Origin of the sequence: Leptolyngbya sp. FACHB-1624 (assembly GCF_047649235.1) — a bacterium.
In the GTDB taxonomy this organism is placed as follows: Bacteria; Cyanobacteriota; Cyanobacteriia; order Leptolyngbyales; family Leptolyngbyaceae; genus Leptolyngbya; species Leptolyngbya boryana.
This window is the reverse complement of sequence record NZ_CP180258.1, coordinates 3,385,134-3,410,174: the sequence shown is the minus strand read 5'-3', so window position 1 is coordinate 3,410,174 and position 25,041 is coordinate 3,385,134. Positions and strand designations below refer to the sequence as shown.

The window sequence follows — 25,041 nt, the reverse complement described above, 5'->3', positions numbered from 1 at the left end:
TTAGAATCAGAGTTGAATTTTATTTATCCTTGCGTTTCCAACCGGGTTTAACGACTTGGCGGGCACGCGCGATCGCTAAACAATCATTCGGCAAATCTTCGGTGATCGTCGAACCTGCTGCGGTTGTGACATCTTCCCCGATCGTAATTGGCGCGACCAAACAATTATTTGAGCCGATTTTGGTACGATCGCCGATCGTGGTCGGATATTTCTTCACGCCGTCATAATTGACGGTAATCGTTCCGGCTCCAATATTGACGCGATTGCCGATCGTCGCATTTCCTAAATACGACAAATGCGCCGCATTCGTTTTCTCACCTAGTTTCGTATTTTTCAATTCCACAAAATTCCCGACTCGGCAACCCTGCCCGATCTCAACGGGTGCTCTTAGATGTGAATAAGGCCCAATCTGGGAATTGGAATGAATCACACTGCCTGCCACGACTGAAAATAGAACCGTTACGTTCTCTCCAATTTGGCTGTCTTCAATTAAGCTTCCAGGTCCGATGCGGCTTCCAGTCTTGATGGTTGTCTTGCCACGTAAATGGGTTTGTGGCTCGATCGTCACATTGGCTTCAAGTTCGACCGTATCGTCGATCGTGACGCTATTGGGGTCAATGATGGTTACGCCTTCTCGCATCCAGCGATCTCGAATTCGTTTCTGCAAAATCGCATAAGCATCAGCCAGTTGAGCGCGATCGTTAATCCCCAAAACCTCTTGATAATCCGGGACATCAACCACAGTCACTGCATCAAAGAAGTTAATCGCATCTGTGATGTAATACTCTTTCTGCTCATTATTAGAGTTCAGCTTGGGCAAAACCTGAACCAGATCTTTCCAGCGAAAACAATATGCGCCTGCATTCATGCGATCGTTTAATCGCTGCTCGGGGGTACAGTCTCGATCCTCGACAATTTCGGTCAAAATCTGATTCTCGTCACAGAAGACTCGTCCATATCCAGTCGGATCAGGAACATGGGCTGCAAGTAAGGTTGCTGGATTACCTTTTGCGCGATGGGTTTCAAGAAGCAGAGAAAGCGTTTCGGGGCGTAAAAGTGGGAGATCGCCATTTAAAACGATGAGATCATCGTCAAAGTTTTCTAGAGATGGAATCAATTGTTGAATTGCGTGACCTGTTCCTAACTGTTCGGTTTGGTCAACAAACTCGATCGCGTCTGGATAATCTGCTAATGCTTCTCGAACTGAATCTGCCTGATAGCCAACAATCACTAATCGACGAGAAGGCGCGATCGCAGTTGTGCTGCCCAAAACTCGTTCAACGAGCGATCGACTTCCCAACTGATGCAACACCTTGGGTAAATCCGATTTCATCCGTGTTCCGCGACCTGCTGCCAGAATTGCCACCGCTACCATACGTTTTCTACTTGCTCAATACGAGAGGGAGTATACCGTGAGTCGGTTATTCCTTCATCTTCTAATGAATCTTCACCGGGAAGTTTTAATTTTTAATCGGACATAATAGTACAATTGCTTTGATTTTCCCTCGTTTTCTATGCGTCGCGATTCGATCTTTTATGCGCTGTTTCGGCAATCTCCCTCGCTTCTGTTCGAGCTTCTAGACTCCCCACCCCTGAATGCAGAAGCTTATCGATTCGACTCGGTTGCAGTCAAAGAGCCAAAATTTGAGATCGATGGCGTATTTCTGCCGCCTGATTCTGAGGCTGCTGGAATTGTCTATTTCTGCGAAGTGCAATTTCAAAAAGATGAACTGCTGTATGAAAGGTTATTTAGTGAGTCGTCTTTTTACTTCTACCGAAATCGGACGAAGTTCTCAGATTGGCGAGGAGTCGTAATTTATCCTTCACGCAGCACTGAGCAATCAGATACTCTTCCGTTTGAGGATCTATTAGGAGGGCATCGGATTTGTCGAATTTACTTGAGTGAATTAGGCGAGATAGAACAGTTGCCGTTGGGAATTGCACTGATGGTGCTCACGACGATCGCTGAAAATCGCGCCTTTGAATCTGCTCGTGGCTTGCTCGATCGAGTGCAGCAGTCCGAATTTTCAACACAAAAAAGACGTGACATCATAGAGATGGTCACTACAATTCTCGTTTACAAATTCACAGACCTAGGTCGGCAGGAGATTGAACAGATGCTAGGAACTTCACTTCAACAGACACGGGTTTATCAAGAGGCAAAAGAAGAAGGTAGAGAAGAAGGCAGAGAAGAAGGTAGAGAGTATGAGTGTCGATCGCTTGTCTTACTTCAACTGAATCAGAAACTTGGGTCGCTTTCAGAAGAAACGATCGCTCAAATTTCCACCTTGACTCTTGACCAATTGGAATCCTTGGCGATCGCTCTACTCAACTTCACAACAATGCGCGACTTGACAGCCTGGTTAGAACAAATTTGTTAGTTTCTCAAAGTTCATACAAAAATTTAGGGATTGCACGAAAGTCTCGATCGAAGAGCGTTATGATCGGAAATCTTGGAAGCGCCCGATTCGTGATTGAGCCGTCTCAGATTGTTTTACCCCTTGATTCGCGTCTCGTTTCACTGCTCAATCGCGCGACTCGAAGGACGACTTCCGAATCGACGAATTAAAGGAATTAGCACTGTGACTCAATCAGACTTTCTCGCTAAGAGTGACCCCGCACTCGCCGAAATGCTTCAACAAGAACTCCAACGCCAACGCGATCACCTTGAACTGATCGCCAGCGAAAACTTCACATCGCCAGCGGTGATGGAAGCGCAAGGTTCAGTTTTGACCAATAAATATGCAGAAGGCTTGCCCAATAAGCGGTACTACGGTGGCTGCGAATTTGTCGATCGCGTCGAACAACTCGCGATTGATCGGGCAAAAGAACTCTTCGGAGCAGCTCACGCCAACGTTCAACCTCACTCTGGGGCACAGGCAAACTTCGCTGTTTTCCTCACGCTGCTCAAACCAGGTGACACGATCATGGGCATGGACTTGTCCCACGGCGGACACTTGACCCACGGATCGCCCGTCAACGTCTCAGGAAAATGGTTCAACGTTCAGCACTATGGCGTGAGTCAAGCGACTGAGCAATTGGATTATGACCAAATTCGCGATTTAGCCCTTCAGCATCGTCCGAAATTGCTGATTTGCGGCTATTCGGCTTATCCGCGTGTGATTGACTTTGAAAAATTTAGAGCGATCGCAGATGAAATCGGCGCATACTTACTCGCTGACATTGCTCACATTGCAGGCTTAGTCGCCACTGGACATCATCCAAACCCGATTCCGTTCTGTGACGTTGTAACCACCACCACGCACAAAACCCTCCGTGGTCCGAGAGGCGGTCTGATCATGACTCGCGATGCTGAATTGGGTAAACAACTCGATAAAGCTGTCTTCCCTGGAACTCAAGGCGGACCTTTGGAGCATGTGATCGCTGGAAAAGCCGCAGCGTTTGGGGAAGCATTGAAGCCTGAATTCAAAACCTATTCGGGTCAGGTGATTGAGAATGCCGCAGCAATGGCATCTCAGTTGCAAAATCGCGGCTTCAAGATCGTTTCAGACGGAACTGACAATCATCTAATGTTGGTAGACTTACGATCGATCAAAATGACCGGAAAGATTGCCGATCAACTCGTCAGCGGTGTCAACATCACGGCAAACAAAAATACGGTTCCGTTTGACCCGGAATCGCCGTTTGTCACCAGTGGTCTAAGACTGGGATCGCCTGCCATGACGACCCGCGGTATGGGAACAGCAGAATTCACCGAGATCGCAAATATTATTGCCGATCGCTTACTCAGCCCAGAAGACGACACCGTCGCTCAAGATTGCCGTCGTCGAGTGGCTGCATTATGCGAACGCTTCCCGCTTTATCCGCATCTTGCGGCTCAAGTTCCAGCGCTGGTCTAGGGAAATGATAGGGAGTCGTAGTTCACTACCATCAATTGGATAGCGGGATAGGGAGTAATCTGTATCTGAGTTCTCCCTATCTCCCTACCTCCTCACAGGATTGCTTCCAATCCTTCCTGATTCGAGTCGAGTGCGCCGAATAATCGTGACAAAGGCATCCTGAAGGGGATGCCTTTCGTTGTGTTTGAGTGAACAAATCTTGCGATAGATGATAAATATCAAAATAAATTTATGAATTAAATAGTCAACCGTGGTTCATAATTCTTTGCGAAGGATTCGCGAATCCGTAGTACACTCTCCCTGAAGCTTCTGTTCTTCCTACCTACGATTTCTAATGCCGTCGTTTTTTGCCGCATTCCTGATTTCTTTCCTCGTTGTTATCGTGACAACCCCCATCATCAACCGCTATGGCAGGCGAATTGGCTTGGTCGATCAGCCCAACCATCGCAAAGTTCATCAACGTCCCATGGTGCGACTGGGTGGCGTTGCCATGTTTATTGGGGTCGTGATGGCGATGTTGGTCGCTTGGGGAATGGGAGGATTTGATTTCCTCAGACCTGGAAAAGAGTCAGAGGTCTTAGGAGTCGCGATCGGTGGAATCGCCTTCTTTTTGATCGGGCTGGCTGATGACTTGTTTAACCTCTCACCGAAAACCCGATTAATCCTGCAAGTGGTCGTGTCCGGGCTGGTTTGGCAATCCGGTGTTCAGATTGATTTCTTGACGAACCCGCTTGCCGGATTAGGATTGTCGGCATTGCCAGAATGGGCAAGTCTTGCCATTACCGTGGTCTGGTTGGTGGGAATGGCAAATGCAATTAACTGGATTGATGGGTTAGATGGCTTAGCAGCCGGAGTGTCAGGCATCGCAGCTTTTGTGATGTTTTGGACTTGTCTGTTTATGGGACAGCCTCATGCCGCATTATTTGCAGCGGCTTTGGCAGGAGCAGCGTTTGGATTTTTACGCTACAACTTCAACCCGGCTCAGATTTTTATGGGTGACGGTGGGGCGTATTTTATCGGGTTTACTCTCGCTGCTGTGAGTGTGATTGGTCTTGTGAAAAGTGTCACGACTGTTGCAGTCTTGTTGCCTTACGTAATTTTGGCGGTTCCGATTTTGGATATGTCTGCTGTGATTCTCGATCGCTTACGGCGCGGAAAATCTCCGTTTGTGGCGGATAAGCGACATTTACATCACCGCCTTCTTAAAGCAGGACTCTCGCAACGGTTGGCGGTTTTGTTTATCTACTCGCTGACGCTTTGGGCAGGGAGTTTGGCGATGGCAGTATCAGGAATGCCAAGCGGAGTGGGATATGCGATCGCGGCGACAGTGATCTTAAGCGTAACGAGTTGGCAAGTTTGGCGCACCGCACGATGAACGCAGAAATTATTAGCGTCGGCACAGAGATCTTGCTCGGCGATATTCTGAACTCGAATGCTCAGTTTTTAGCGCAGCAGTTTGCGGAATTGGGCATTCCCCATTACTTTCAAACTGTGGTGGGAGATAATCCTGAGCGGTTGAAACAGGCGATCGCAATTGCCAGCGATCGCGCAAATTTGATCGTTTTCACAGGCGGATTAGGACCGACTCCAGACGACTTGACGACCGAAACGATCGCAGATTTTTTCCAAACGCCTCTGATTGAAAAGCCAGAAATCATCGAAGACATTCAGCAGAAATTTGCTCAACGCGGTCGGATGATGACCGATAACAACCGCAAGCAAGCCTTGATTCCGGAAGGTGCAGACATCTTGTACAACGCGATCGGCAGTGCGCCCGGTATGATTTGGCAGCCGCGCGTTAATCTGACCATTCTGACGTTTCCAGGGGTTCCGACTGAGATGAAGTATATGTGGCGTGAAGTCGCTGTACCTTATCTCAAATCGCAAGGCTGGGGAAAAGACATCATCGTGAGTCGAACGCTGAGATTTTGGGGCATTTCAGAATCTGCACTGGCTGAAAAAGTTGCACCATTTTTTGATTTGCAAAATCCCACTGTTGCGCCGTATGCCAACTATGGAGAAGTAAAATTAAGAATTTCAGCGAAGGCTGCTTCTGCTGAAGCTGCCCAAGCGTTAATTACGCCGATCGAACAGCAATTGAGCGAGATTGCAGGCATTGATCAATATGGCGCGGATCAAGATACGTTAGCTTCTGTAGTCGGTGACTTGCTGAAATCGCGTCATGAAACCCTGAGCGTTGCTGAATCTTGTACAGGTGGCGGGTTAGGACAAATGCTGACTCGTGTTTCAGGAAGCTCAGCCTACTTTTGGGGCGGAATTATCTCTTATGACAATTCAGTTAAAGAAAAAATGTTAGGCGTTGATCCAAGTGCGATCGCCGAGCAAGGAGCCGTGAGCGCAATTGTTGCCGAACAGATGGCGATGGGAGTGCGTACTCAACTGAATACAACTTGGGGCGTGAGTATCACAGGTGTCGCAGGACCAGAGGGGGGTACGGACGCGAAGCCCGTGGGACTGGTTTATATTGGCTTAGCAAATGCTGAAGGCGCGACAAGCCAACCGTATCAATTTGGCGATCGCGGTCGAGAATGGGTTCGTCAAGTCAGTGCTTGCAGCGCCTTGGATCAACTCCGGCGGCGGTTGTTAAACAAGTCTTAAGTTTTATAACTTGCGTTTAATCTATCTTTCGGTATGATGTTTAAATAGCCGATCTTCCTACTCCGGGATCATTGGTTTTCCAAAATCCGCCTGATAAAATTAGGTTACGCTTCAATCGCTGATTGAGCAAAATTTAGACCCTATCAAAGGAGCCGTCTGACTGATGGATTACGTTGAAAAGGTATTAGAAAAGCTTAAAGAATGGGCACGTCGCTTGATCGAAACCCTCTTAGGTCCTGAAGAAGAACCTGAGGCAGAGTTGATCCCAATCCCCGTTCACGACCGTCCTCGTCATCGCTAGTTTGACGCTACTTACGAGGCAAGTGAGTTGGACAGCATTTTGGTTCTCCACGGACCAAACCTGAATCTCCTGGGTAAAAGAGAACCTGGAGTTTACGGGGTTGTTACGCTGGACGAAATTAATCAGGCTTTAGAAAAGGAAGCTCAGTCGCTCGGGTTTGAAATTGCCACAGCGCAATCGAATCACGAAGGCGCGCTTGTTGATCTTATCCACGATGCGATGGGTCGTCATGCTGGAATTTTAATTAATCCAGGTGCATATACGCATACGAGTGTTGCCATCCGAGATGCGATCGCGGGTGTGAATCTGCCAGCGGTTGAAGTGCATCTCAGCAATATTCATAAGCGCGAAGAATTTAGACATCATTCTTATATTGCTCCAGTCGCGATCGGACAAATTTGTGGATTTGGAGCCGAGAGCTACCGTTTAGGATTGCAAGCACTTGTACACTACTTAAGACAGAATATGTAGTCTCTATCAGTTTCAATGAATAGTGCGGTGCGCTTAGCGGTCAATGGTACATTGATGCGCGGGCTTGAACTCAATCAAAACTTATTAGCCATCGAGGCGAAATTTCTGCGAGAGACGCAGACTGAGCCAGCCTATCGAATTTGGTCAATTGGCGATCGTCATCCGGCAATGTTGAAAGTCAAAGAAAATGGCGTTGCAGTGGCAGTCGAAGTGTGGGAAGTTCCAGCCAGTGGATTAGCAACCCTATTGATGCAGGAACCGCCTGGATTGTCGATCGGGAAAGTTCGGCTGATTGATGGCGAAGAAGTATTAGGCGTATTGGGCGAGCCTTTTCTGTGTGAAGGGCAGGTCGAGATTACTGAATACGGCGGGTGGCGAGCTTATACCGAGGCAAAAAAATGACGAATGACCCGGAGAAATTTGTCGAGGTGATGTCTGAAGTGGTTGCGATGCCGATTCCGGACGAGTATCGAGAGAGTGTCGTTGCCAACTTTCAGCGAATTCAGACTGTTGCGAAATTGGTGTTAGAGTTTCCGCTTCCCGAAGAGATTGAAATTGCCCCGGTGTTTGAACCATGACGATTCCTGATGCGACTCAAATTGCGACTGCTGTTGCAAACCGCGAAGTCACCGCAAAGTCTGTGACAGCAGCGGCGCTGGCTCGAATTGCCGAGGAGAATCAAACTTATAACTGCTTTACAACGGTTTTGGCAGAGTCAGCGATCGCAGATGCCGATCGTATCGATCAAAAAATTGCGGCAGGAGAAGAAGTTGGAGCCTTAGCGGGGGTTCCTTTTGCCGTGAAAGACCTCTTCGATGTCGCAGGAATTCCAACGTTAGCAGGTTCTAAAATCAATGCTGACAATCCACCTGCGACTGAAGATGCAACGCTAGTGGCTCGATTGAAGCAGGCAGGTGCAATTTTAGTCGGCGCGCTCACGATGGATGAGTTTGCTTACGGGTTCACGACTGAGAATGCACACTATGGAGTTACCCGTAATCCGCATGATCTAGAGCGAGTCGCAGGAGGGTCATCCGGCGGCTCAGCGGCAGCCGTAGCAGCAGGGCTTGTCCCGTTTAGCTTAGGGTCTGATACGAATGGCTCGATTCGCGTTCCTTCCTCGTTCTGCGGGATTTTTGGACTCAAGCCAACTTATGGAAGGTTACCGCGATCGCGTACCTATCCGTTTGTGGGCAGTTTGGATCATCTCGGTCCGTTTGCGCGATCGACTCGTGACATTGCACTCCTGTTTGACCTGATGCAGGGGTACGATCCGAGCGATCCAGTGTGTACCCAAAGACCGCCCGAACTTTGTTTACCCGAACTGGCAAAAGGCAGTGAAGGATTGAGAATTGCGATCGCGGATGGTTACTTTGCCAAAGGTGCTGAGCCAGAAGTCTTTGAAGCTGTTCAGAAAGTGGCAGAAGCGTTGGGGGTAACGGAGCGCATGATCTTGCCAGAGGCGCATCGGGCAAGGGCAGCCGCATTTGTGATGACGGGGGTAGAGGGAGCGAATTTGCATTTTGAGCATCTATGCACTCGTCCCCAGGATTTTGATCCGGCTGTGCGCGATCGCTTGTTGGCGGGAGCATTGATGCCAGCACAATGGTACTTGCAAGCGCAGCGATTTCGGCAGTGGTTTCGCGATCAAGTCCGCGAAGTTTTTCAGTCAGTCGATATTATTTTGGCTCCAGCGACTCCTTGTGTCGCGCCTCGGATTGGACAGCAAACGATAGTTTTAGATGGGCAAGAGATGCTCGTGCGCCCGAATATTGGCATTTTTACACAACCGCTTTCATTCATTGGATTACCGATTATTTCGGTTCCAGTGAAACGAGAAGGATTGCCGTTAGGAGTGCAAATTATCGCTGCTCCTTATCAGGAAGCCTTAGTGTTGCGGGTTGCAGCAGAATTGGAAGCGAAGGGTGTTGTCTCACTGAGTTAACTTTTTCATGTGTTAACTCTTTCAACAAAAGCGACCAGAGAAATCCACAACCGGGTATCTATGATCTTGGTGAATGTGTCAATTTAGCAAGACATAGGAGAAAAACTTTGCTTTACTCATTACTTCTTACGGCTGCACCTCGGACGATCGAATGGTCACCGGGTGTCGGAATCACCATGACGCTGTGCTGTTTGTTTTCAGTTGCGATCGGACGTTTTGCGATCAAAAATCGCGGAGTTGGCGCGAAACTTCCCGTTAGCACTCCTGCATTGTTTGAAGGATTCGGAGTTCCTGAACTGCTGGGAACGATGAGCTTTGGACATGTTCTAGGTGCTGGTGTAATTCTCGGACTGAGCAACGCAGGCGTGCTGTAAGCGAGAAGATGACAAGCTTCCTCACCGATCGTTTTGACTCAAAAAGAGTTGACTCAAAGCGATGGGTGAGGAAGTTATTTTTAGGTTGAGATGCAGAGACGGAAGAACTACTTGTCAACACTCCCTACTCCCCACTCCCCACTCCAGTTTCAATACTTCACCGCCATAGACACATGCGAGAATACCTGCCATCCGCTAAGATTGCGGCATCCGTTCCCTTACCTTGACGTTTATCATGGCTCATCGTGCGCTACTTCTGGTTAATCGCAATGCTCGCAAAGGTCAGCAACAACTCGAAGCAGCGATCGCTCAACTGCAATCGGTTGGCTTTGAACTGATCGAAGCGCCGATTGATCGTCCTAGCTTACTGCCACAAGTGATTCGAGACCATCGCGATCAGGTTGATTTAGTGATTGTGGGTGGAGGAGACGGAACGTTGAATGCAGCCGTACCGGGTATTGTGGAAACGCAACTCCCACTGGGAATTTTGCCGCTTGGAACTGCAAATGATTTGGCTCGAACTTTGGGCATTCCGTCCACTTTAGCGGAAGCGTGTCAGGTCGTTGCAGGTCGGAAAGTGGAGCATATCGATCTAGGTTGGGTAAATGGTCACTATTTTTTCAATGTGGCAAGTTTGGGATTGAGTGTTCAGATTACGCGCGGTTTGACGAAATCAGTCAAACGGCGCTGGGGAGTCTTAGCTTATGCAGCGACCGCGTTGAAAGTGCTTTGGAAATCGCGGAGATTTAAAGCGGAAATTGTCATCAATGGTCAGTCTCAGAAAGTGAAAACCATTCAAATTGCTGTCGGGAATGGGCGTTACTATGGTGGGGGAATGACTGTCGCAGAAGATGCTGCCATTACTGATGGTCGCCTAGATTTGTATAGCCTTGAGATTGATCATTGGTGGCAAATGCTAGCTGTCTTGCCTGCATTGAGACGAGGAACACAAACGCGATCGCCTTGGGTACAGACTTGGGCAGGAGAGGAGTTCTTTGTGTACTGTCCCACCCCAAAATCGATCAACACAGATGGCGAGATTACAACTTCAACGCCTGCTCACTTTAAGGTGATTCCAAAGGCACTGCCTGTTTTGGTTCCGTAAGGCTTCTGAGGTAGAGGGTTCCAACTGTCGCCAAAAAGGTGAAGTATGCGATCGCTTCTGCCCAGTAAAAGCGATCGACATAACCAAACAAGGTATGCAAAATCACGCCCGGAAATTGTTTTTGAGGTAGGACTTGCGAAGTATCCCAAATCAAGCCGCCTAAAATGCAAGAATCTTGATTACAGGGGAAGTTTGGATTGAGCACTAAACTTTTATTCAGATGTGCGAGTACTCCAATCACTAAGCCCGAAACAATCAAGAGTAAAAAGATTCCCATGACTTGGAAGAACTGCTTGAGATTGATTTTAATGCCGAGTTTGAACAATAAAATCCCGATGATCGTCGCCCCATAGAGTCCACCCATTGCACCAATCACAGGTGAGCCACCTTGCTGAAATTGGGCAGCGATAAACACAACAGTTTCAAAGCCTTCTCGCAGAACTGCAAAAAAGATAATGCCAAAAATGCCCCAAGCGGCATTGGTTTGAATGGCGCGATCGAGTTCGTGTTCGACTTCACCTTTTAAAGATTTTGCTTGTCGGGTCATCCAGATCAGCATCCAACTTAAAAGCGCGATCGCGATCAGTCCAAATATCGCTTCGAGCAATGGTTTTAAATACAGTTGACTAGTCGTGTCTAAACTCGATAACGTTCCAATAAATATGGTTCCAATTGCAACGCTTGCGAGAATTCCTGCTGCAATGCCAGCGTAAACCCAAGGATTCAGATACGAGCGATTCGCTTTATTCAAATATGCCAACACAATTCCGACAACGAGAGCAGCTTCTACACCTTCTCGCAGGGTAATCACAAACGTCGAAAGCATACATTCAAACCTGAAGAACTATGACTTATTTTAGAAGCTCGATCGAAGCTATCATCAGGTCAGGAGGAAAAAGCGATGACTCAAGCCAAGCCGAGATTTAGAACGATCGAGGAATATCTTGACTATGACGACGGGACGGACACCCGTTACGAGTTAGTGAATGAAGAATTAGTCGAGATGCCGCCGGAAATGCCCATTAACAATTTGATTGTTAGTTTTCTGTTTGCGACATTTTTACGGATCGGAATTCCTCATTATCGATTGGTGATTGGTCATCAGGTTGTAACAAGTTCAACTAAGGTCACAGCACGACAGCCCGATCTAGTTGTGCATACAGAAGAATCTGTCTCTGCGATTTTGAGCGGAAGTCGAGTGTTGCAAGCTGAGATGCCACCGCCCTTGCTAGTGGTTGAAGTTGTCTCTAACAGCGAAGAAGATCAACGATCGAGAGATCGCGACTACATTGAAAAACGCAAGGAGTATGCACTGCGAGGAATTGCTGAATATTGGATCATCGATCCGAATCGCAGTGCTGTGACTGTCTTCGCTCTGAATGGGGATGAATATCAAGAAATTGGCTGTTTTCAAGATAATCATTGCATCGTTTCTCCGGTATTTCCAGCACTAGAAATCACTGCAAAACAAATCTTACAGGCTGGAATGTGAGATTCAGTCGAATCCTAACCTGCTGCTATTCTAGACACCAAACTTCACGGAAGTTGTGAGGCAATGCCTTTAAGTTATCATCGGCTTAGAAGGAGAGAAGCCATGACCCAAGCCAAGCCGAGGTTTAGAACGATCGAGGAATATCTTGACTATGACGACGGGACAGACACCCGTTATGAGTTAGTGAATGGAGAATTAGTCGAGATGCCGCCGGAGATGCCCATTAACAACACGATCGCAGTATTCCTGATTGTGACGTTTGTAAGATTGGGTATTCCTCATTATCGTTTGGCGACTGGGCATCAAATTGTTGTTAGTTCGTCGAGAGTAACAGCACGACAGCCCGATCTAGTTGTGCATACAGAAGAATCTGTCTCTGCAATTTTGAGCGGAAGTCGAGTGTTGCAAGCTGAGATGCCACCGCCCTTGCTAGTGGTTGAAGTTGTCTCCAACAGCGAAGAAGATCAACGATCGCGAGATCGCGATTACATTGAGAAACGCAAAGAGTATGCGCTACGGGGAATTGCTGAATATTGGATCATCGATCCGAATCGCAATACCGTGACTGTCCTGGCTCTGAATGGAAATGAATATCAAGAAATTGGCTGTTTTCAGGAAGGTGATCGCGTCGTTTCTCCTACCTTCTCAGAGCTAGATCTCACCGCAAAACAGGTGCTCAATGCAGGAATGTAAATCAGCAAACTATCCACTGCCAAATCGATACCCTTTGCCATATACGGTTGTAATTAACGATGTTTCTCCTTTGGCTTCGATCTTTCTGCGGAGCAAACGAATTTGTGCAACTAAAGCGTTACTGGTTGGTTTCTCGCTGTCACTCCAGAGATGCTGGGAAATCTGTTCGTGGGTGAGAAGTTGATTCGGCTGTCGCATTAAATATGCCAACAGTTGGCTCTCTTTTTCAGAAAGCTCGATCGCTCTGCCATTGCGATAAGCGACTTGATTCTGAGTGTCTAATTCTAAATCGTCTACTTTCAATCGAGGCGTAGCAGTTGGCTCAATATTTGTCGGTCGGCGGAGCAGTGCTCGCACTCGTGCCAGTAATTCTCGCAGTTCAAACGGTTTGACAATGTAATCGTCGGCTCCTGCATCTAACCCTTGAACTCGATCGTCGATCGTATCTTTTGCCGTGAGAAACAGAACTGGAGTCATATCACCTTGCGATCGCAGATTTTGGCAAATCTCCAGTCCAGAATATCCGGGCAACATCCAATCGAGAATCAGCAAATCGTAAACTCCCTGACCCGCCAGTTGCCGACCGCGATCGCCATCATACGCGACATCCACTTCGTAGCCTTCGCGCAGCAGGGAACGGCTTAAGGGATTTGCCATTTCGATTTCATCATCGACTAACAGAATTTTCATGCAACTCCCCACTCCCTACTCCCCACCTCAGATGCCCCAACTCAAAACAGATTGCTCTAATATAAGATTCTGACATTCTTGCGGGTTGATTTCATGCTTACCGTTGCGTTGCCGAAAGGCGCACTTCTCAAAGACAGCATCCGATTGTTCAAAGCGATCGGGCTAGATTTTAGCGCATTCCTCGAATCCGGCAATCGACAGCTTCAAATTACTGACCCCACAGGTACAGCGAAAGCCCTTCTCGTGCGAAATGGCGATGTGCCTGTGTATGTCGAATACGGGCAGGCGCAATTAGGCATCGTTGGTTATGACGTGCTGAAGGAAAAAGCGCCCAATGTTGCGCATCTGATTGATTTGGGATTTGGCGGCTGCCGAATGTCGGTGGCGGTGAAAGCGGAAAGTCCTTATCGATCGTCGTTAGAATTGCCCCTGCATGGTCGAGTCGCGTCTAAATTTGTCCATTGTGCGCGGGAATATTTTGAGAATTTAGATTTACCTGTTGAAATTGTGCCACTGTACGGATCTGTGGAATTAGGTCCAATTACAGGCATGTCAGAAGCGATCGTGGATTTGGTCGCCACCGGAAATACCTTACGTGAGAATGGCTTAATCGAAATCGATGTCTTATTCCATAGCACCGCTCGTCTGATCGCTCATCCGCTTAGCTATCGACTGGACAGCGACAATATCAGTCAGCATATCCAGAATATTCGTCACCAAATTGCATCTCCTGTATGAATTCTTCTCGCTCTAAAGAGACTGATTGGCGCTTATTTATGCGTCTCGCTCCGTACGCTCGTCGAAATCTGAAATTATTGCTGTTGTCGATGGTGTTTCTTGTGCCATCTGCGATCGCAAGTACTGTGCAGCCGATTTTGATCGGGAAAGCTGTTTCTCTGCTCAAACGCGAGCCTTCTGCATTTGATGCGCCCTTCGGCTTTTTGCGCGATCTCTCGCTGAGTCAAGGGCTGAATGCATTGGCAATGTTGTTATTGACGACGATCGTATTTCGATTGATTTTCGATGCGTCTCAAGGCTTTCTCGTTCAGAATGTGGGTCAGCGAATTACCGCTAACATTCGCAATGATTTGTTTGATCATGTGACTTCTTTAGCGGTGCGATTTTTCGATCGCACTCCTGTGGGCAAGTTGATCACCCGCTTAACCAGTGATGTCGAAGCGTTGGGCGAAGTATTTTCGACTGGAGCGATCGGGGTTGTCGGTGACTTGTTCACGATGCTGACGATCACGGTGACGATGTTTCTGATTCAGTGGCAGCTTGCGTTACTGCTCATTTTCATGCTGATTCCGGTCACAGGATTGATCGTTTACTTTCAGCAGCAGTATCGCAAATCGAACTATCGCGCCCGTGAGGAACTCTCTGATCTCAACTCGATGCTCCAAGAGAACATTACGGGGATTGGGGTCGTTCAATTGTTCAGACGTGAGCAGTTTAATAGCCAACTGTTTCGGGAAGTCAATCAGCGCTACATCAAAGAAGTCGATCGCACTATCTTTTTCGATTCTGCGGTATCGGCGACCTTGGAATGGATTTCACTTGTGGCGATCGCAGGTGTGCTCGGTGTTGGGGGATGGCTGGTCACAGGCGGGAATTTGAACTTTGGCGTGTTGTCTACGTTCATCTTGTTTGCTCAACGCTTGTTTGACCCGTTGCGGCAGTTTGCGGAGAAATTTACCGCGATTCAGGCTGGCTTTACCGCAGTTGAGCGAGTGAGTGAAATTCTCAATGAGCCGATCGAGATTCGTGATCCAGCAAATGGTCAGATTCCTCCTTCCTCGCAAGCGGGCGAGATTCGCTTCGAGAATGTCTCGTTTGCTTACAAAGCAGATGAATTCGTTTTACACAATCTCGACTTTACGATTCGTCCGGGTGAACAAGTTGCTTTAGTCGGTCCAACTGGAGCCGGAAAGAGTTCGATCATTCGGTTACTCAGTCGTCTATACGAACCGACGAGCGGCAGAATTCTACTCGATGGGGTGGATATTCGAGACTTGCCTCAAGCCGAACTGCGTCGTCGCATGGCGATTATTTTGCAAGATGGCTTCATCTTTGCTGGCGATGTCAAAAGCAACATTACTTTGGGTGAGTCGTATAGCTTTGAGCAAATTCGCTCTGCTGCTGAACGAACAAATGTCGATCGCTTAATCGAACAATTGCCGCAAGGCTACAATACTGCGCTGCGAGAACGCGGCACAAACCTTTCTGGTGGACAGAAACAACTGCTAGCCTTTGCGCGCGCAGCGATTCGCGATCCGAAAATTCTGGTTTTAGACGAAGCTACCGCCAGCTTAGATGTGGGCACAGAAGCTTTGATTCAAGAGGCATTAGAACATCTGCTAGAAAATCGGACGGCGATTATTATTGCGCACAGGCTTTCAACGATTCGCAATGTCGATCGTATTCTCGTGCTCAAGCGAGGACAGTTGATCGAATCTGGAACCCACGAGGAACTGCTGAATCTCGGCGGACTCTACGCCAGTCTCTATCATTTGCAAATGCTTGAGAGTTAGTATTCCTCTTTTTTTGGAGTAGCAGCAGTTCTAGCGGAGCTAATGTTCTCCGCTAGAACTGCTGCACGATCGCTTTTTTCCAAAAAGGGTTTACAAACCGAAATTTATGGGGCAGAATTTATAACAAGCGTTCGATATAAATCCATGACTCAGTTTCCATCAAGGTTCCTCTTACGGTTAGACGATAGAATATATCGATCATTCGATATCCCAATTCGCCTGTATGCCGAAAATTGTTGACCACGATCGCTATCGCAAGGAACTGATTTTTAAATCGTTTGATCTGTTTGCTGAGAAAGGATACGCCGCGATTACGATGCGGCAGATCGCCCAAGGCTTAGGAGTTTCGACTGGAACGCTGTATCACTACTTTCCGAGTAAGGAGGCATTGTTTGAGCAATTAATCCAAGAACTGACTGAGGTGGATATTCTCAATTTTTCGACTCGATTAAAAGGCAAAAACCTAGTCGAACAGACTCAAGCAGGTTTTGCACTGTTTGAGGAGCATCGAGACTACTTTCTGAAACAGACATTGCTGATGACAGATTTTTACCAACATCAGAAACGAGAGGGAAAAGAAGTCAGTGAAGTCTTCAGAAGAATCTGTGATCAAGCTGAAAAAACGATGTCTGCAATGCTTGGAATTGATGATCCACAGATTCTGATTTTTATGATGAGCTTAGTCGATGGATTATTGCTCCAAGACCTTTACGGGCATCGCAAGATTGATTACCAAGCTCAAGCAAAATTACTTGCTGAAATGCTAACGCTGTACTTAGAGAAACACAAACCGAAAACATCATGAGTCTGGATCTCTTTCTGAAACCGAAAAATCGTCTCTGGAGCGGCATTGCGATCGCAACCTTGATCACAGGTGGAACATCGTTTTATGTCGTCTCTCAATTCAGTCCTAAGCCTGCGATACAATCTGCTGAAACCGCTCCGACTGTGACCCGAATTGCTGCGTTGGGACGACTAGAACCTGGCTCTGAAGTGATTCGATTGTCGGCTCCGATCTCGTTAGATGGCGATCGCATTTCTGAGCTATTTGTAAAACAAGGCGATCGGGTTCAGAAAGGTCAAGTGATAGCTGTTTTAGACTCGCGGGATCGATTGCAGGATGCACTCTTACAAGCTCGCGAACAAGTTCAGGTCGCACAGGCGAAACTTGCTCAAGTTCGAGCAGGCGCAAAGACTGGAGAGATTGAAGCGCAGCAAGCAACGATTGAACGACTCCAAGCTGATCGACAAGGTGAAATCGCAGCTCAGACCGCAGAAATTAATCGCTGGCAATCTGAGGTGAGGACAGCTCAAGCAGAATTCGATCGCTTTAATTCACTCTACAAACAAGGTGCGATCGCGGCTTCTAACTTAGACAGTAAACGCCTTGCACTCGATACTGCTCAATCTCAATTGAGGCAAGCTCAAGCCAAGCAGAATCAAGCTGCAAATTCACTCGAAGCACAGTTAAGTGAAGCGAGAGCTACTTTAAGTCGGATTACAGAAGTTCGTCCGGTCGATGTTCAGACGGTTGCAACTGAAGTAAATAGCGCGATCGCTGCCGTAAAACGAGCTGAAACTGAACTCGAACAAGCTTACATTCGCGCACCGATGGCAGGACAGGTTCTCAAAATTCATACTCGTGCAGGTGAAAAAATTAGCGAATCTGGGATTGCAGATTTAGCTCAGAATGATCAAATGGTGGCTGTAGCTGAAGTGTATCAAAGTGACATTGCCAATGTGAAAGTTGGACAGCGAGCGACGATTACTGGACAAGCATTTGAAGGAGAGCTACAGGGAACAGTTTCAGAGATTGGATTGCAGGTGAATCAGCAGCAAGTCTTTAGTAACCAGCCAGGAGAAAACCTCGATCGACGAGTGATTGATGTGAAAATTCGCCTAAATCCAGTAGCAAGCCGAAAAGTTTCCAGCCTGACGAATTTACAAGTTCAGACTTCGATTCTGCTGAACTAATGGATAACGAACGTTCGATTTAAGGAGTGAGAGATGGACATTGTTAAACTAAAGCCTTCAGATTTTGCGATCGCATCGGATCAGCTTTCAGCGGCATTTGATCAAGATCCGCTAGTCGGTTACTTCTTACCTGAAGAAGCATCTGCAAGGTTAAATGCACTCAAGCACATAGCTCAAGCTTTGTTGAACTATGGTCAGCCTTACAATCAAATTTATACAACTGCTGAAACGCCAAGAGGTGCTGCGGTTTGGCTTCCCCCAGAAGCCTCTCAGTTTACTTTATCGAAGGGGTGGCAGGCAGTGATATCAGGATTGATCACTGTTCCGCTTTATATCCGTTGGGATCGAATTGGAGATTTGCTTTCCTTCGTTGGGACAGAGATCCGATTACAGAACAAGAATGCTCCAGAACCACACTGGCACTTAACTCTGCTCGGAGTATCGCCAGAATACCAGGGTCAAGGAATTGGCGCAAAGCTCCTTCAACCTGTACTTCAAGAGGCCGATCGCACAAAAATGCCTTGCTATCTAGAAACTTCAACCTCAGGTGGAGTGAGATTCTACCAGCGCCAAGGATTTGAGATTGCATATCAAGGAACCTTTGCAGGGCGCGAATATTGGGCAATGAAACGCAATCCTCAGAACTAAATGGATCCATGGATACATTGAAAGTCTACCTAGAACAGATTGGTCGCATTCCTCGTCTGACTCCAGAACAAGAGATCGAGTTAGGTCGGCAAGTTCAAGGTCTACAAAAGCTCTATGAAGTTCGACAATCTACGCTTGAACAGTGGGAAAAAGCAGTCAATCTATCCCATGAAGAGTTACAAAGCGCGATCGCGCGTGGAGAACATGCCAAACGCCAAATGATCGAAGCGAATCTGCGTTTAGTCGTTTCGATTGCCCAGACTTATCAGAATCGTGGTTTGGATTTGTCAGATCTGATTCAGGAAGGGAATTTGGGATTGCAGCGCAGTGTTGAGAAATTCGATCCGTCTAAGGGTTATAGATTTTCAACTTATGCGTATTGGTGGATTCGACAAGCGATGAGCCGAGCGATCGCGCTCAAAAGTAGAACGATCCGAATTCCAACGCATTTGACTGAGAAGTTGAATTTGATTCAGAAAACTCAGCGATCGCTGTCTCAAACTCTCGGCAGAACTGCAACGATCTCAGAAATTGCTCAAGCATTGTCTTCTGATGCAACAGAGATTCGAGAAACATTGTTATCCGTTCATCGCTCTGTCTCGTTAGATTTGCCCGTTGGCAGAGATCAAGACACAAAGTTAGGTGAGTTGTTGCCAGATGAAGGAGAGATGTTAGAGGAGAAAGTAACACGATCGCTGCTTCGAGAAGATTTATTCAATCTACTAGGATTGTTGCCTGCTAATCAACGTCAAGTCATGACTTTAAGATTTGGCTTAGAAGATGGGGAAGCTCTGAGCTTATCTCAAGCGAGCCGGAAGATGAATTGTAGTCGAGAAACGGTTCGCTTGTTAGAGAAAGCAGCAATGAAGACTTTGCAGCAGTATAAGGTGCGATTGCAGGAATATGTTGCGGTCTAAAAGTTCAACGTGAATTCAAATCTGGAGTATTTCTGATGCAATTTCTAGGGATTGGAGTTTTCATCTGGTTGACTGCCACGATCGCGTTTCGTCTAATCGGTCAATTTCTACTCGATCCGACGAATCTTGTACTCTCGATCGGTTTATTTCTAGCAACTGCTTTAGTCATGTTCGTTGTAATGACCGCTGTTTATCTTTGGCGGCAAGTCAAACTGCTCGATCGGCCAAAAGCCGCAATGCTCGTTGCTCTACCGGGAATGCTACTAGATGTTGGAAGTGTTTTGTCCTTTCCGACAGTCTTCCCGAACATTGATCCCAATGCAAATATTCTGTTTGCAGGACTGATGTTATGGGGGTATGCATCGATTCTGATCACCGGATTTTTACCTGAACAATGAGCAGCAAATCTTTTTCAATCTGGAGTCGTTTTCTACGGTTAAAACTTTCGCCGTGGTTGACTTTGATGCGATCGAGTTACCGAGCAATTCGAGGCTGCCCCCGAGGACAATCCCGCTGGATGATGGCGATCGCAAAACTCAATCTACTCCCTATCTATGATTTGCTGGACGATTTGATTCGTTATCCACCGTACTAAGGAAGCTTGATATGGCTCGTAAAACACCGCTGGCATGGTTCCAGTTGATGAAAGAGAAAGCCCGCTTAGTCGTCGCGATCGCGGGAATCGGGTTTGCTGACATGCTGATGTTTATGCAACTCGGCTTTCAAGATTCGCTCTACGATAGCGCTACTGTGCCGCATCGCATGTTGCAAGCAGATTTGGTGATCATTGATCCAAGGTTCAAGAGCTTAGCAGCATTTACACCTTTTTCTCGCGAACGCCTTTATCAGACGAAAAGTAGCGATCGCGTTCAATCAGTGAGTTCTATCCGAATTGCGATGGGACAGTGGAAAAATCCTGAAACTCGCTTAACTCGAAGCATTCTCATTTGGGGAATTGAACCGGATGCACCGAGTTTTAAGCTCTCCGGATTGCAAGAGAATTTAGAACCGCTGAAGTTACTCAACAATGTGGTCTTTGATCGAGTAGGTCGTCCTGAATTTGGCGCGATCGCAGATACGTTTCAAAAACAAGGTAGTGTCTCAACGGAATTGAATCAACAATTGATCAATGTCAGTGGACTGGTCACGATGGGCGCATCTTTTACTGCTGATGGCAATGTGTTCATGAGCGATTCAACTTTCTTGAGGCTGTACCGCGATCGCCAAGCAAGCGACATCGACATTGGGCTGATTCAACTCAAACCGAACTCAGATGTCAAAGCCGTTCAAGCTCAACTCAGTGCAAGTTTGCCAGATGTAAAAGTTCTCACGCCTGAAGAGTTTGCAGGCATTGAACGCAACTACTGGGAAAGCCAAGGAACAATTGGCTTTATTTTTGGAATTGGTGTGATTGTTGGATTCATTGTTGGCACAGTGATTGTTTATCAGATTCTCTATACAGATGTTGCAAATCACTTGCCTGAGTATGCCACGTTAAAAGCAATGGGATATAGCGATCGCTTTCTTCTGAATATTCTGCTGCAAGAAGCTCTAATTTTAGCGGTTCTCGGCTTTATTCCAGGCTTTGCGGTTGCAGTTGGGCTTTATCAAATTACTTATGCTGCAACGTTGTTACCGATCGCAATGACAGCAAATCGGGCCATTACGGTCTTTGTTCTAACTGTTGTGATGTGCTCCATTTCGGGCGCGATCGCCATGCGAAAACTTCAAGCTGCTGATCCTGCGGATATTTTCTAATGATGCAACCTGTTATTTCTGTTCAAAATCTCAACCATTACTTTGGTCAAGGTCAATTGAGAAAACAAGTCTTATTCGATGTCAGTCTGAATATTCATGCAGGCGAGATCGTGATTATGACGGGACCTTCTGGCTCTGGAAAAACAACGCTACTAACGCTCTTAGGTGGATTGCGATCGGCGCAGGAAGGAAGCTTAACGATTCTGGATCAAGAAATTCGAGGCGCGACCAAGCAACAACTGACCCAGCTTCGTAAAAATATCGGCTATATCTTCCAGGCACACAATTTAATGACATTCTTAACCGCAAAACAGAATGTCAGAATGTCTCTGGAACTGCACGATCGCTATCTCAATCAAGATCTAGATGCAATGGCAGTTTCAATGCTCGAAGCTGTTGGACTTGGGCATCGAGCAAATTACTATCCAGATGGACTCTCTGGAGGTCAGAAACAGCGAGTTGCGATCGCGCGAGCTTTAATTAGTCACCCTAAAATTGTTCTCGCAGACGAACCGACTGCTGCACTCGATAAACAATCGGGTCGAGATGTCGTTGAACTCATGCAGAAGCTCGCAAAAGAGCAGCATTGCACGATTTTATTAGTAACCCATGACAATCGGATTTTAGATATCGCGGATCGCATTGTTTATATGGAAGACGGGCGATTGGTCAGTGATGGAAAAAGTGCGATCGCTGCCGTAAAGTAACGTCAAATGCGATCGCACCCCAATGGATCAAGTATCTTATGACTTTGGTGGTCCGGCGGTCACAATGATCAATTGCTCTGGTCGAATCAGTTCTTGAGCAGCCTGATTGACCTGAGCCTGCGTCACCGATTCGATTTGATTCGGAAATTGACGCAACTCAGCCGGGTTTAAGCCATAAGTCTCATTCATCAAAATTTCACTGGCAAGCTGATCCGGATTCGCTAAATCAACCGGATAGCTACTGGTGATCGATCGCTGAGCAGTCAATACCTCAACTGTACTGACTCCCTTTTCTCGAACTTGCTCTAAGAGCTTCACCGTACTTGCGATCGCTTTATCTGCATCTTCTGGAGCAGTCTGCATCGAAATCACAAATGGACCCGGACGATTTCCCGCTTGGAAGTAACTGTAAATTCCATAAGTTAATCCTTGTCGATCGCGCACCTCAGCCCCTAAACGGCTCGATAGCGTATCGCCTCCTAGTACCTGATTCACAATCGAGGCATTGTAGAATCGTGCATCTCGTCGATCGATTCCGGCTGATCCAATCAGCGTGACAGATTGTGTCTTACCCGGAATCGGCGCATAACGACGCACGACAGAGCTAGGAGTAGGCAAGGGTGGATAGGTCAAAGCTGGTGCGGCTCCAGAAGCTTTCCATCCGCCCAGTTCTTTCTCAACTAGGGTTTTCACATCCGCGAGATCGAAGTCACCCACTAAAGACAGAATCATTCGATCGGGTCGATAGTGTGTTTGGTAGAAGTTCAAGACATCTTGGCGCTGAATTGCTTTTAGACTCGTTTCGGTTGGGAAACTGTGGAACGGATGATTTTCGGGATAGACTGTCTGCTGAAAAACTCGACGAGCTAGAACTGCCGGATTGTCCAGTTGCACTTTGAGCGCCGAGAGAGCGCGATTTCGAGCCAGTTCAAGTTCTCGATCGGGAAATGTTGCATTTTGGGCAACGTCTGCCAACGTTTGAACTAAAACGGGGAGATGTTCGCTGAGTGCGCTTGCGTTGACTAACACGCTCTCACGATTGGTTTCAATTCCAAGCTCAATGCCTCGATCTTCTAGCGTTTTCGCTAACGTTAGCGCATCTTTGGTCTGGGTTCCATTCGTTAAGTTATCAGCAGTCAGCTTGGCGATTCCCGCTTTTGCACTTGAGTCAAATTCGGAACCTGCTTGCATAGAAGCAGCGAGCGAAACGGTTGGAGTACTGCTATCTTGCATCAATAGCAGGCGCAATCCATTCGGCAAGACATAGCGTTCTGGTAGCGCTTGCGTGGTGCGATCGCTCTTTTGCACGGCAGGCAAATACTTGGCAACTTGAGCCGGATCAACAGGCGCACCTAGGTTAAATTTCTCAGTCGTCTGACCTGAATTCGCTGCATTTCCTGCTTTTGCATCAATCGTTGTCGGTTGGAAAAAGCCAATCGTCGATTTTTCAGGGGCGAAATATGTTTTAGCAACGCGTTGCAGATCAGCTGCAGATACACGATCGACGGCGGCTAAAAAGCGATCGGTATATTTGTAATCGCCTGTCGTCGTCTGATCATCCCCAAGCTGAAAGGCTTGGCGAGTAATATCGCGATTTTTGAGCAGAATTGAAGACTTTAGCTGTGTTTTAGCGCGGGTCAGTTCTTCTTGGGTAACGCCTTGCGATCGCACATTAGATAGTACTTTCTCGATCGCGGCGCTGATTTTATTCAAATCTTGATCCGGCGCAGCAGTTGCAGAAAGGTCGTACCATCCCCCCGAAATCATATTCGCTGGATAACCGCTAAACCCGCTGACCAAGCCCGTTTCAACCAATGCCTGATACAGTCGAGAACTCCGACCCTGAGTCAAGACTAAATCCAACACATGCAATGCAGGTACATCGGGATGGGTTGCTTTGGGTAAAGGATAGACTGAGTTCAACAAGGGCGCGCTACCCGGTTCGCGAAGCACAATCGGTTGGGCTGGTTTTACAGGTTTTGCAACAGGCTGAGCTTGTTGCTGAACAGGTTGCTTTTCTTTTTTCGGAACTTTGCCAAAGGAGTCTTTGACCGCTTGCAAAGTCGGCTCTGTTTTGAAATCTCCGACAATGATTACAGTCGCATTTTCAGGGCTGTAGTAATTGCTGTAGTAGCTACGAACTTGTTCAATGCTAAACTTTTCGACATCTGCTTTTGTACCGCCCACAGGCAGTCCATAAGGAGAATTTGGGAAAGCAGCCCGCATCACCGCTCGACTTAATCGATAGTTCGGGCTATTCTCGTTACCTTGCAATTCTGAAATGACCACTCGCTTTTCACTGGTCAGCGAATCTGCGGTGATCAAAGCATTCTGCATCCGGTCAGCTTCGAGCACTAGCAGCGATCGCAATTTGTCCCGCTCAACGGTTCCGAAATATGCAGTCTGATCGTAGCTCGTAAACGCATTCGATTGACTGCCCAAGGCATTGAACAGGCGACCGAATTGAATCGGTCGATCGCTCGTTCCTTTAAACATCAAATGTTCTAATTGATGTGCAATCCCATTTACACCTGTTGCTTCATCTCGTGAGCCAATGCGATACCAAACTTGCACGGTTACCACAGGAGCCGTCGGAACTTCTTTCGTCAACACGGTCAAGCCATTGTCGAGGACTGTCTTACGAACTTCATCGGTCGTCGTCATGGCAACGATCGCAGGAGAACTCGCCCACGCTTCTAATTTGCCAAAGAGGGCGGAATTAGACAGCAGAACAATGCCGAGGCAAAGTGTAAACAGCCCACTAAAAAGGCGATGGTGTCGAAAGAATTTCAGGAAAGACATAAGTTAATAAGTAAAGCGCCGACAGAAAAAATTCGGCTTGTGAAATTTAGACCTGATATTGTCAGGTAAGTTCCATTTACTCTAACGTCTCTTAATTTAGATCGACTGCTCTAATTTGTGAATGGCGATTGTGCTCTCGCTTACATTTGGGAGG

The 25,041-nt window shown here is 47.2% G+C and carries 28 protein-coding genes; 24 read left to right on the top strand and 4 right to left on the bottom strand.

What is annotated here, in order from left to right:
* Nucleotides 1–19: 19 nt before the first annotated feature.
* On the bottom strand, nt 20–1,375 hold the full coding sequence (gene glmU / locus ACMUEV_RS16015) for a bifunctional UDP-N-acetylglucosamine diphosphorylase/glucosamine-1-phosphate N-acetyltransferase GlmU (RefSeq protein WP_190652313.1): 1,356 nt from the start codon (nt 1,373–1,375) through the stop codon (nt 20–22).
* Nucleotides 1,376–1,514: 139 nt separating this feature from the next.
* Between glmU and ACMUEV_RS16010 the strand changes: the two genes are divergently transcribed.
* The 12 genes from ACMUEV_RS16010 to ACMUEV_RS15955 all read left to right on the top strand — a co-directional run bounded on the left by ACMUEV_RS16010 (nt 1,515) and on the right by ACMUEV_RS15955 (nt 10,675).
* On the top strand, nt 1,515–2,381 hold the full coding sequence (locus ACMUEV_RS16010; protein WP_190652312.1) for an Rpn family recombination-promoting nuclease/putative transposase: 867 nt from the start codon (nt 1,515–1,517) through the stop codon (nt 2,379–2,381).
* A gap of 59 nt (nt 2,382–2,440) precedes the next feature.
* Nucleotides 2,441–2,569 (top strand): hypothetical protein, encoded by a 129-nt coding sequence (locus ACMUEV_RS16005; protein ID WP_263970826.1) that lies wholly within the window; start codon nt 2,441–2,443, stop codon nt 2,567–2,569.
* Between the two features lie 13 nt (nt 2,570–2,582).
* Nucleotides 2,583–3,860: a serine hydroxymethyltransferase gene (gene glyA, locus ACMUEV_RS16000; protein ID WP_197693267.1), complete on the top strand. Its 1,278-nt coding sequence runs from the start codon at nt 2,583–2,585 to the stop codon at nt 3,858–3,860.
* A gap of 334 nt (nt 3,861–4,194) precedes the next feature.
* Nucleotides 4,195–5,235 (top strand): glycosyltransferase family 4 protein, encoded by a 1,041-nt coding sequence (locus ACMUEV_RS15995; protein ID WP_017288123.1) that lies wholly within the window; start codon nt 4,195–4,197, stop codon nt 5,233–5,235.
* On the top strand, nt 5,232–6,479 hold the full coding sequence (locus ACMUEV_RS15990) for a competence/damage-inducible protein A (RefSeq protein ID WP_190652311.1): 1,248 nt from the start codon (nt 5,232–5,234) through the stop codon (nt 6,477–6,479). Before ACMUEV_RS15995 ends, ACMUEV_RS15990 begins: the two co-directional genes overlap by 4 nt.
* A gap of 163 nt (nt 6,480–6,642) precedes the next feature.
* Nucleotides 6,643–6,780 carry a hypothetical protein gene (locus ACMUEV_RS15985; protein ID WP_017288125.1) on the top strand — a complete coding sequence of 46 codons (138 nt, stop codon included), beginning with the start codon at nt 6,643–6,645 and terminating at the stop codon, nt 6,778–6,780.
* 27 nt (nt 6,781–6,807) lie between these two features.
* Nucleotides 6,808–7,251: a type II 3-dehydroquinate dehydratase gene (gene aroQ, locus ACMUEV_RS15980; RefSeq protein ID WP_190652310.1), complete on the top strand. Its 444-nt coding sequence runs from the start codon at nt 6,808–6,810 to the stop codon at nt 7,249–7,251.
* 15 nt (nt 7,252–7,266) lie between these two features.
* Entirely contained in the window at nt 7,267–7,653 is a 387-nt protein-coding gene (locus ACMUEV_RS15975; protein ID WP_190652309.1) for a gamma-glutamylcyclotransferase, read from the top strand.
* The gene (locus ACMUEV_RS15970) at nt 7,650–7,829 is read left to right on the top strand and encodes a DUF4089 domain-containing protein (protein WP_190652308.1); all 180 of its coding nucleotides are present in this window, start codon (nt 7,650–7,652) and stop codon (nt 7,827–7,829) included. The genes ACMUEV_RS15975 and ACMUEV_RS15970 overlap by 4 nt, the downstream gene beginning before the upstream one ends.
* A complete protein-coding gene (locus tag ACMUEV_RS15965; RefSeq protein ID WP_190652307.1) occupies nt 7,826–9,196 on the top strand; it encodes an AtzE family amidohydrolase in 1,371 nt (456 codons plus the stop codon). Before ACMUEV_RS15970 ends, ACMUEV_RS15965 begins: the two co-directional genes overlap by 4 nt.
* A gap of 107 nt (nt 9,197–9,303) precedes the next feature.
* A complete protein-coding gene (gene psaK / locus ACMUEV_RS15960) occupies nt 9,304–9,570 on the top strand; it encodes a photosystem I reaction center subunit PsaK (RefSeq protein WP_026148626.1) in 267 nt (88 codons plus the stop codon).
* Between the two features lie 235 nt (nt 9,571–9,805).
* Nucleotides 9,806–10,675 carry a lipid kinase gene (locus ACMUEV_RS15955; protein ID WP_017288131.1) on the top strand — a complete coding sequence of 290 codons (870 nt, stop codon included), beginning with the start codon at nt 9,806–9,808 and terminating at the stop codon, nt 10,673–10,675.
* Here the strand turns inward: ACMUEV_RS15955 and ACMUEV_RS15950 are convergent.
* A complete protein-coding gene (locus ACMUEV_RS15950; RefSeq protein WP_190652306.1) occupies nt 10,635–11,501 on the bottom strand; it encodes an FTR1 family iron permease in 867 nt (288 codons plus the stop codon). The genes ACMUEV_RS15955 and ACMUEV_RS15950 overlap by 41 nt on opposite strands.
* Before the next feature lie 75 nt (nt 11,502–11,576).
* On the opposite strand from ACMUEV_RS15950, the gene ACMUEV_RS15945 reads away from it, so the two are divergent.
* Together ACMUEV_RS15945 and ACMUEV_RS15940 are read left to right on the top strand one after the other, a co-directional pair.
* The gene (locus tag ACMUEV_RS15945; RefSeq protein ID WP_190652305.1) at nt 11,577–12,167 is read left to right on the top strand and encodes a Uma2 family endonuclease; all 591 of its coding nucleotides are present in this window, start codon (nt 11,577–11,579) and stop codon (nt 12,165–12,167) included.
* A 102-nt stretch (nt 12,168–12,269) separates the two neighbouring features.
* Nucleotides 12,270–12,860, top strand: a complete 591-nt coding sequence (locus ACMUEV_RS15940; RefSeq protein WP_190652304.1) for a Uma2 family endonuclease — start codon at nt 12,270–12,272, stop codon at nt 12,858–12,860.
* Nucleotides 12,861–12,869: 9 nt separating this feature from the next.
* Here the strand turns inward: ACMUEV_RS15940 and rppA are convergent, their stop codons facing one another.
* Entirely contained in the window at nt 12,870–13,550 is a 681-nt protein-coding gene (gene rppA / locus ACMUEV_RS15935; protein ID WP_190652303.1) for a two-component system response regulator RppA, read from the bottom strand.
* Between the two features lie 93 nt (nt 13,551–13,643).
* Here rppA and hisG point away from each other — a divergent pair, with 93 nt between their 5' ends.
* From hisG to ACMUEV_RS15885, 10 genes are all read left to right on the top strand, one after another.
* Nucleotides 13,644–14,288, top strand: coding sequence for an ATP phosphoribosyltransferase (gene hisG, locus ACMUEV_RS15930; RefSeq protein WP_190652302.1), 645 nt, complete (start codon nt 13,644–13,646; stop codon nt 14,286–14,288).
* Complete coding sequence (locus ACMUEV_RS15925) at nt 14,285–16,081, top strand: ABC transporter ATP-binding protein (RefSeq protein WP_190652301.1); 1,797 nt, start codon at nt 14,285–14,287, stop codon at nt 16,079–16,081. The genes hisG and ACMUEV_RS15925 overlap by 4 nt, the downstream gene beginning before the upstream one ends.
* Before the next feature lie 223 nt (nt 16,082–16,304).
* Nucleotides 16,305–16,886: a TetR/AcrR family transcriptional regulator gene (locus ACMUEV_RS15920; protein WP_017288138.1), complete on the top strand. Its 582-nt coding sequence runs from the start codon at nt 16,305–16,307 to the stop codon at nt 16,884–16,886.
* Nucleotides 16,883–18,055 carry an ABC exporter membrane fusion protein gene (locus tag ACMUEV_RS15915; protein WP_190652300.1) on the top strand — a complete coding sequence of 391 codons (1,173 nt, stop codon included), beginning with the start codon at nt 16,883–16,885 and terminating at the stop codon, nt 18,053–18,055. Before ACMUEV_RS15920 ends, ACMUEV_RS15915 begins: the two co-directional genes overlap by 4 nt.
* Nucleotides 18,056–18,088: 33 nt before the next feature.
* Complete coding sequence (locus ACMUEV_RS15910) at nt 18,089–18,703, top strand: GNAT family N-acetyltransferase (protein WP_190652299.1); 615 nt, start codon at nt 18,089–18,091, stop codon at nt 18,701–18,703.
* A gap of 8 nt (nt 18,704–18,711) precedes the next feature.
* Nucleotides 18,712–19,620: a sigma-70 family RNA polymerase sigma factor gene (locus ACMUEV_RS15905; protein WP_190652298.1), complete on the top strand. Its 909-nt coding sequence runs from the start codon at nt 18,712–18,714 to the stop codon at nt 19,618–19,620.
* 35 nt (nt 19,621–19,655) lie between these two features.
* Nucleotides 19,656–20,018, top strand: coding sequence for a DUF5367 family protein (locus ACMUEV_RS15900; protein ID WP_190652297.1), 363 nt, complete (start codon nt 19,656–19,658; stop codon nt 20,016–20,018).
* Nucleotides 20,015–20,215, top strand: a complete 201-nt coding sequence (locus ACMUEV_RS15895) for a hypothetical protein (RefSeq protein ID WP_190652296.1) — start codon at nt 20,015–20,017, stop codon at nt 20,213–20,215. Before ACMUEV_RS15900 ends, ACMUEV_RS15895 begins: the two co-directional genes overlap by 4 nt.
* An 11-nt stretch (nt 20,216–20,226) precedes the next feature.
* The gene (devC, locus tag ACMUEV_RS15890; RefSeq protein WP_017288144.1) at nt 20,227–21,378 is read left to right on the top strand and encodes an ABC transporter permease DevC; all 1,152 of its coding nucleotides are present in this window, start codon (nt 20,227–20,229) and stop codon (nt 21,376–21,378) included.
* Entirely contained in the window at nt 21,378–22,085 is a 708-nt protein-coding gene (locus ACMUEV_RS15885; protein ID WP_190652295.1) for a DevA family ABC transporter ATP-binding protein, read from the top strand. Before devC ends, ACMUEV_RS15885 begins: the two co-directional genes overlap by 1 nt.
* A gap of 36 nt (nt 22,086–22,121) precedes the next feature.
* Here ACMUEV_RS15885 and ACMUEV_RS15880 read toward each other — a convergent pair whose 3' ends face one another.
* A complete protein-coding gene (locus ACMUEV_RS15880) occupies nt 22,122–24,887 on the bottom strand; it encodes a M16 family metallopeptidase (protein WP_190652294.1) in 2,766 nt (921 codons plus the stop codon).
* Nucleotides 24,888–25,041: the final 154 nt, after the last annotated feature.

Coding starts and splice junctions, on each gene's coding strand:
- glmU (WP_190652313.1), bottom strand. CDS start 1,375: ATGGTAGCGGTGGCAATTCTGGCAGCAGGTCGCGGAACACGGATGAAA.
- ACMUEV_RS16010 (WP_190652312.1), top strand. CDS start 1,515: ATGCGTCGCGATTCGATCTTTTATGCGCTGTTTCGGCAATCTCCCTCG.
- ACMUEV_RS16005 (WP_263970826.1), top strand. CDS start 2,441: ATGATCGGAAATCTTGGAAGCGCCCGATTCGTGATTGAGCCGTCTCAG.
- ACMUEV_RS15995 (WP_017288123.1), top strand. CDS start 4,195: ATGCCGTCGTTTTTTGCCGCATTCCTGATTTCTTTCCTCGTTGTTATC.
- ACMUEV_RS15990 (WP_190652311.1), top strand. CDS start 5,232: ATGAACGCAGAAATTATTAGCGTCGGCACAGAGATCTTGCTCGGCGAT.
- ACMUEV_RS15985 (WP_017288125.1), top strand. CDS start 6,643: ATGGATTACGTTGAAAAGGTATTAGAAAAGCTTAAAGAATGGGCACGT.
- ACMUEV_RS15975 (WP_190652309.1), top strand. CDS start 7,267: ATGAATAGTGCGGTGCGCTTAGCGGTCAATGGTACATTGATGCGCGGG.
- ACMUEV_RS15970 (WP_190652308.1), top strand. CDS start 7,650: ATGACGAATGACCCGGAGAAATTTGTCGAGGTGATGTCTGAAGTGGTT.
- ACMUEV_RS15965 (WP_190652307.1), top strand. CDS start 7,826: ATGACGATTCCTGATGCGACTCAAATTGCGACTGCTGTTGCAAACCGC.
- ACMUEV_RS15955 (WP_017288131.1), top strand. CDS start 9,806: ATGGCTCATCGTGCGCTACTTCTGGTTAATCGCAATGCTCGCAAAGGT.
- ACMUEV_RS15950 (WP_190652306.1), bottom strand. CDS start 11,501: ATGCTTTCGACGTTTGTGATTACCCTGCGAGAAGGTGTAGAAGCTGCT.
- ACMUEV_RS15945 (WP_190652305.1), top strand. CDS start 11,577: ATGACTCAAGCCAAGCCGAGATTTAGAACGATCGAGGAATATCTTGAC.
- ACMUEV_RS15940 (WP_190652304.1), top strand. CDS start 12,270: ATGACCCAAGCCAAGCCGAGGTTTAGAACGATCGAGGAATATCTTGAC.
- rppA (WP_190652303.1), bottom strand. CDS start 13,550: ATGAAAATTCTGTTAGTCGATGATGAAATCGAAATGGCAAATCCCTTA.
- hisG (WP_190652302.1), top strand. CDS start 13,644: ATGCTTACCGTTGCGTTGCCGAAAGGCGCACTTCTCAAAGACAGCATC.
- ACMUEV_RS15925 (WP_190652301.1), top strand. CDS start 14,285: ATGAATTCTTCTCGCTCTAAAGAGACTGATTGGCGCTTATTTATGCGT.
- ACMUEV_RS15920 (WP_017288138.1), top strand. CDS start 16,305: ATGCCGAAAATTGTTGACCACGATCGCTATCGCAAGGAACTGATTTTT.
- ACMUEV_RS15915 (WP_190652300.1), top strand. CDS start 16,883: ATGAGTCTGGATCTCTTTCTGAAACCGAAAAATCGTCTCTGGAGCGGC.
- ACMUEV_RS15910 (WP_190652299.1), top strand. CDS start 18,089: ATGGACATTGTTAAACTAAAGCCTTCAGATTTTGCGATCGCATCGGAT.
- ACMUEV_RS15905 (WP_190652298.1), top strand. CDS start 18,712: ATGGATACATTGAAAGTCTACCTAGAACAGATTGGTCGCATTCCTCGT.
- ACMUEV_RS15900 (WP_190652297.1), top strand. CDS start 19,656: ATGCAATTTCTAGGGATTGGAGTTTTCATCTGGTTGACTGCCACGATC.
- ACMUEV_RS15895 (WP_190652296.1), top strand. CDS start 20,015: ATGAGCAGCAAATCTTTTTCAATCTGGAGTCGTTTTCTACGGTTAAAA.
- devC (WP_017288144.1), top strand. CDS start 20,227: ATGGCTCGTAAAACACCGCTGGCATGGTTCCAGTTGATGAAAGAGAAA.
- ACMUEV_RS15885 (WP_190652295.1), top strand. CDS start 21,378: ATGATGCAACCTGTTATTTCTGTTCAAAATCTCAACCATTACTTTGGT.
- ACMUEV_RS15880 (WP_190652294.1), bottom strand. CDS start 24,887: ATGTCTTTCCTGAAATTCTTTCGACACCATCGCCTTTTTAGTGGGCTG.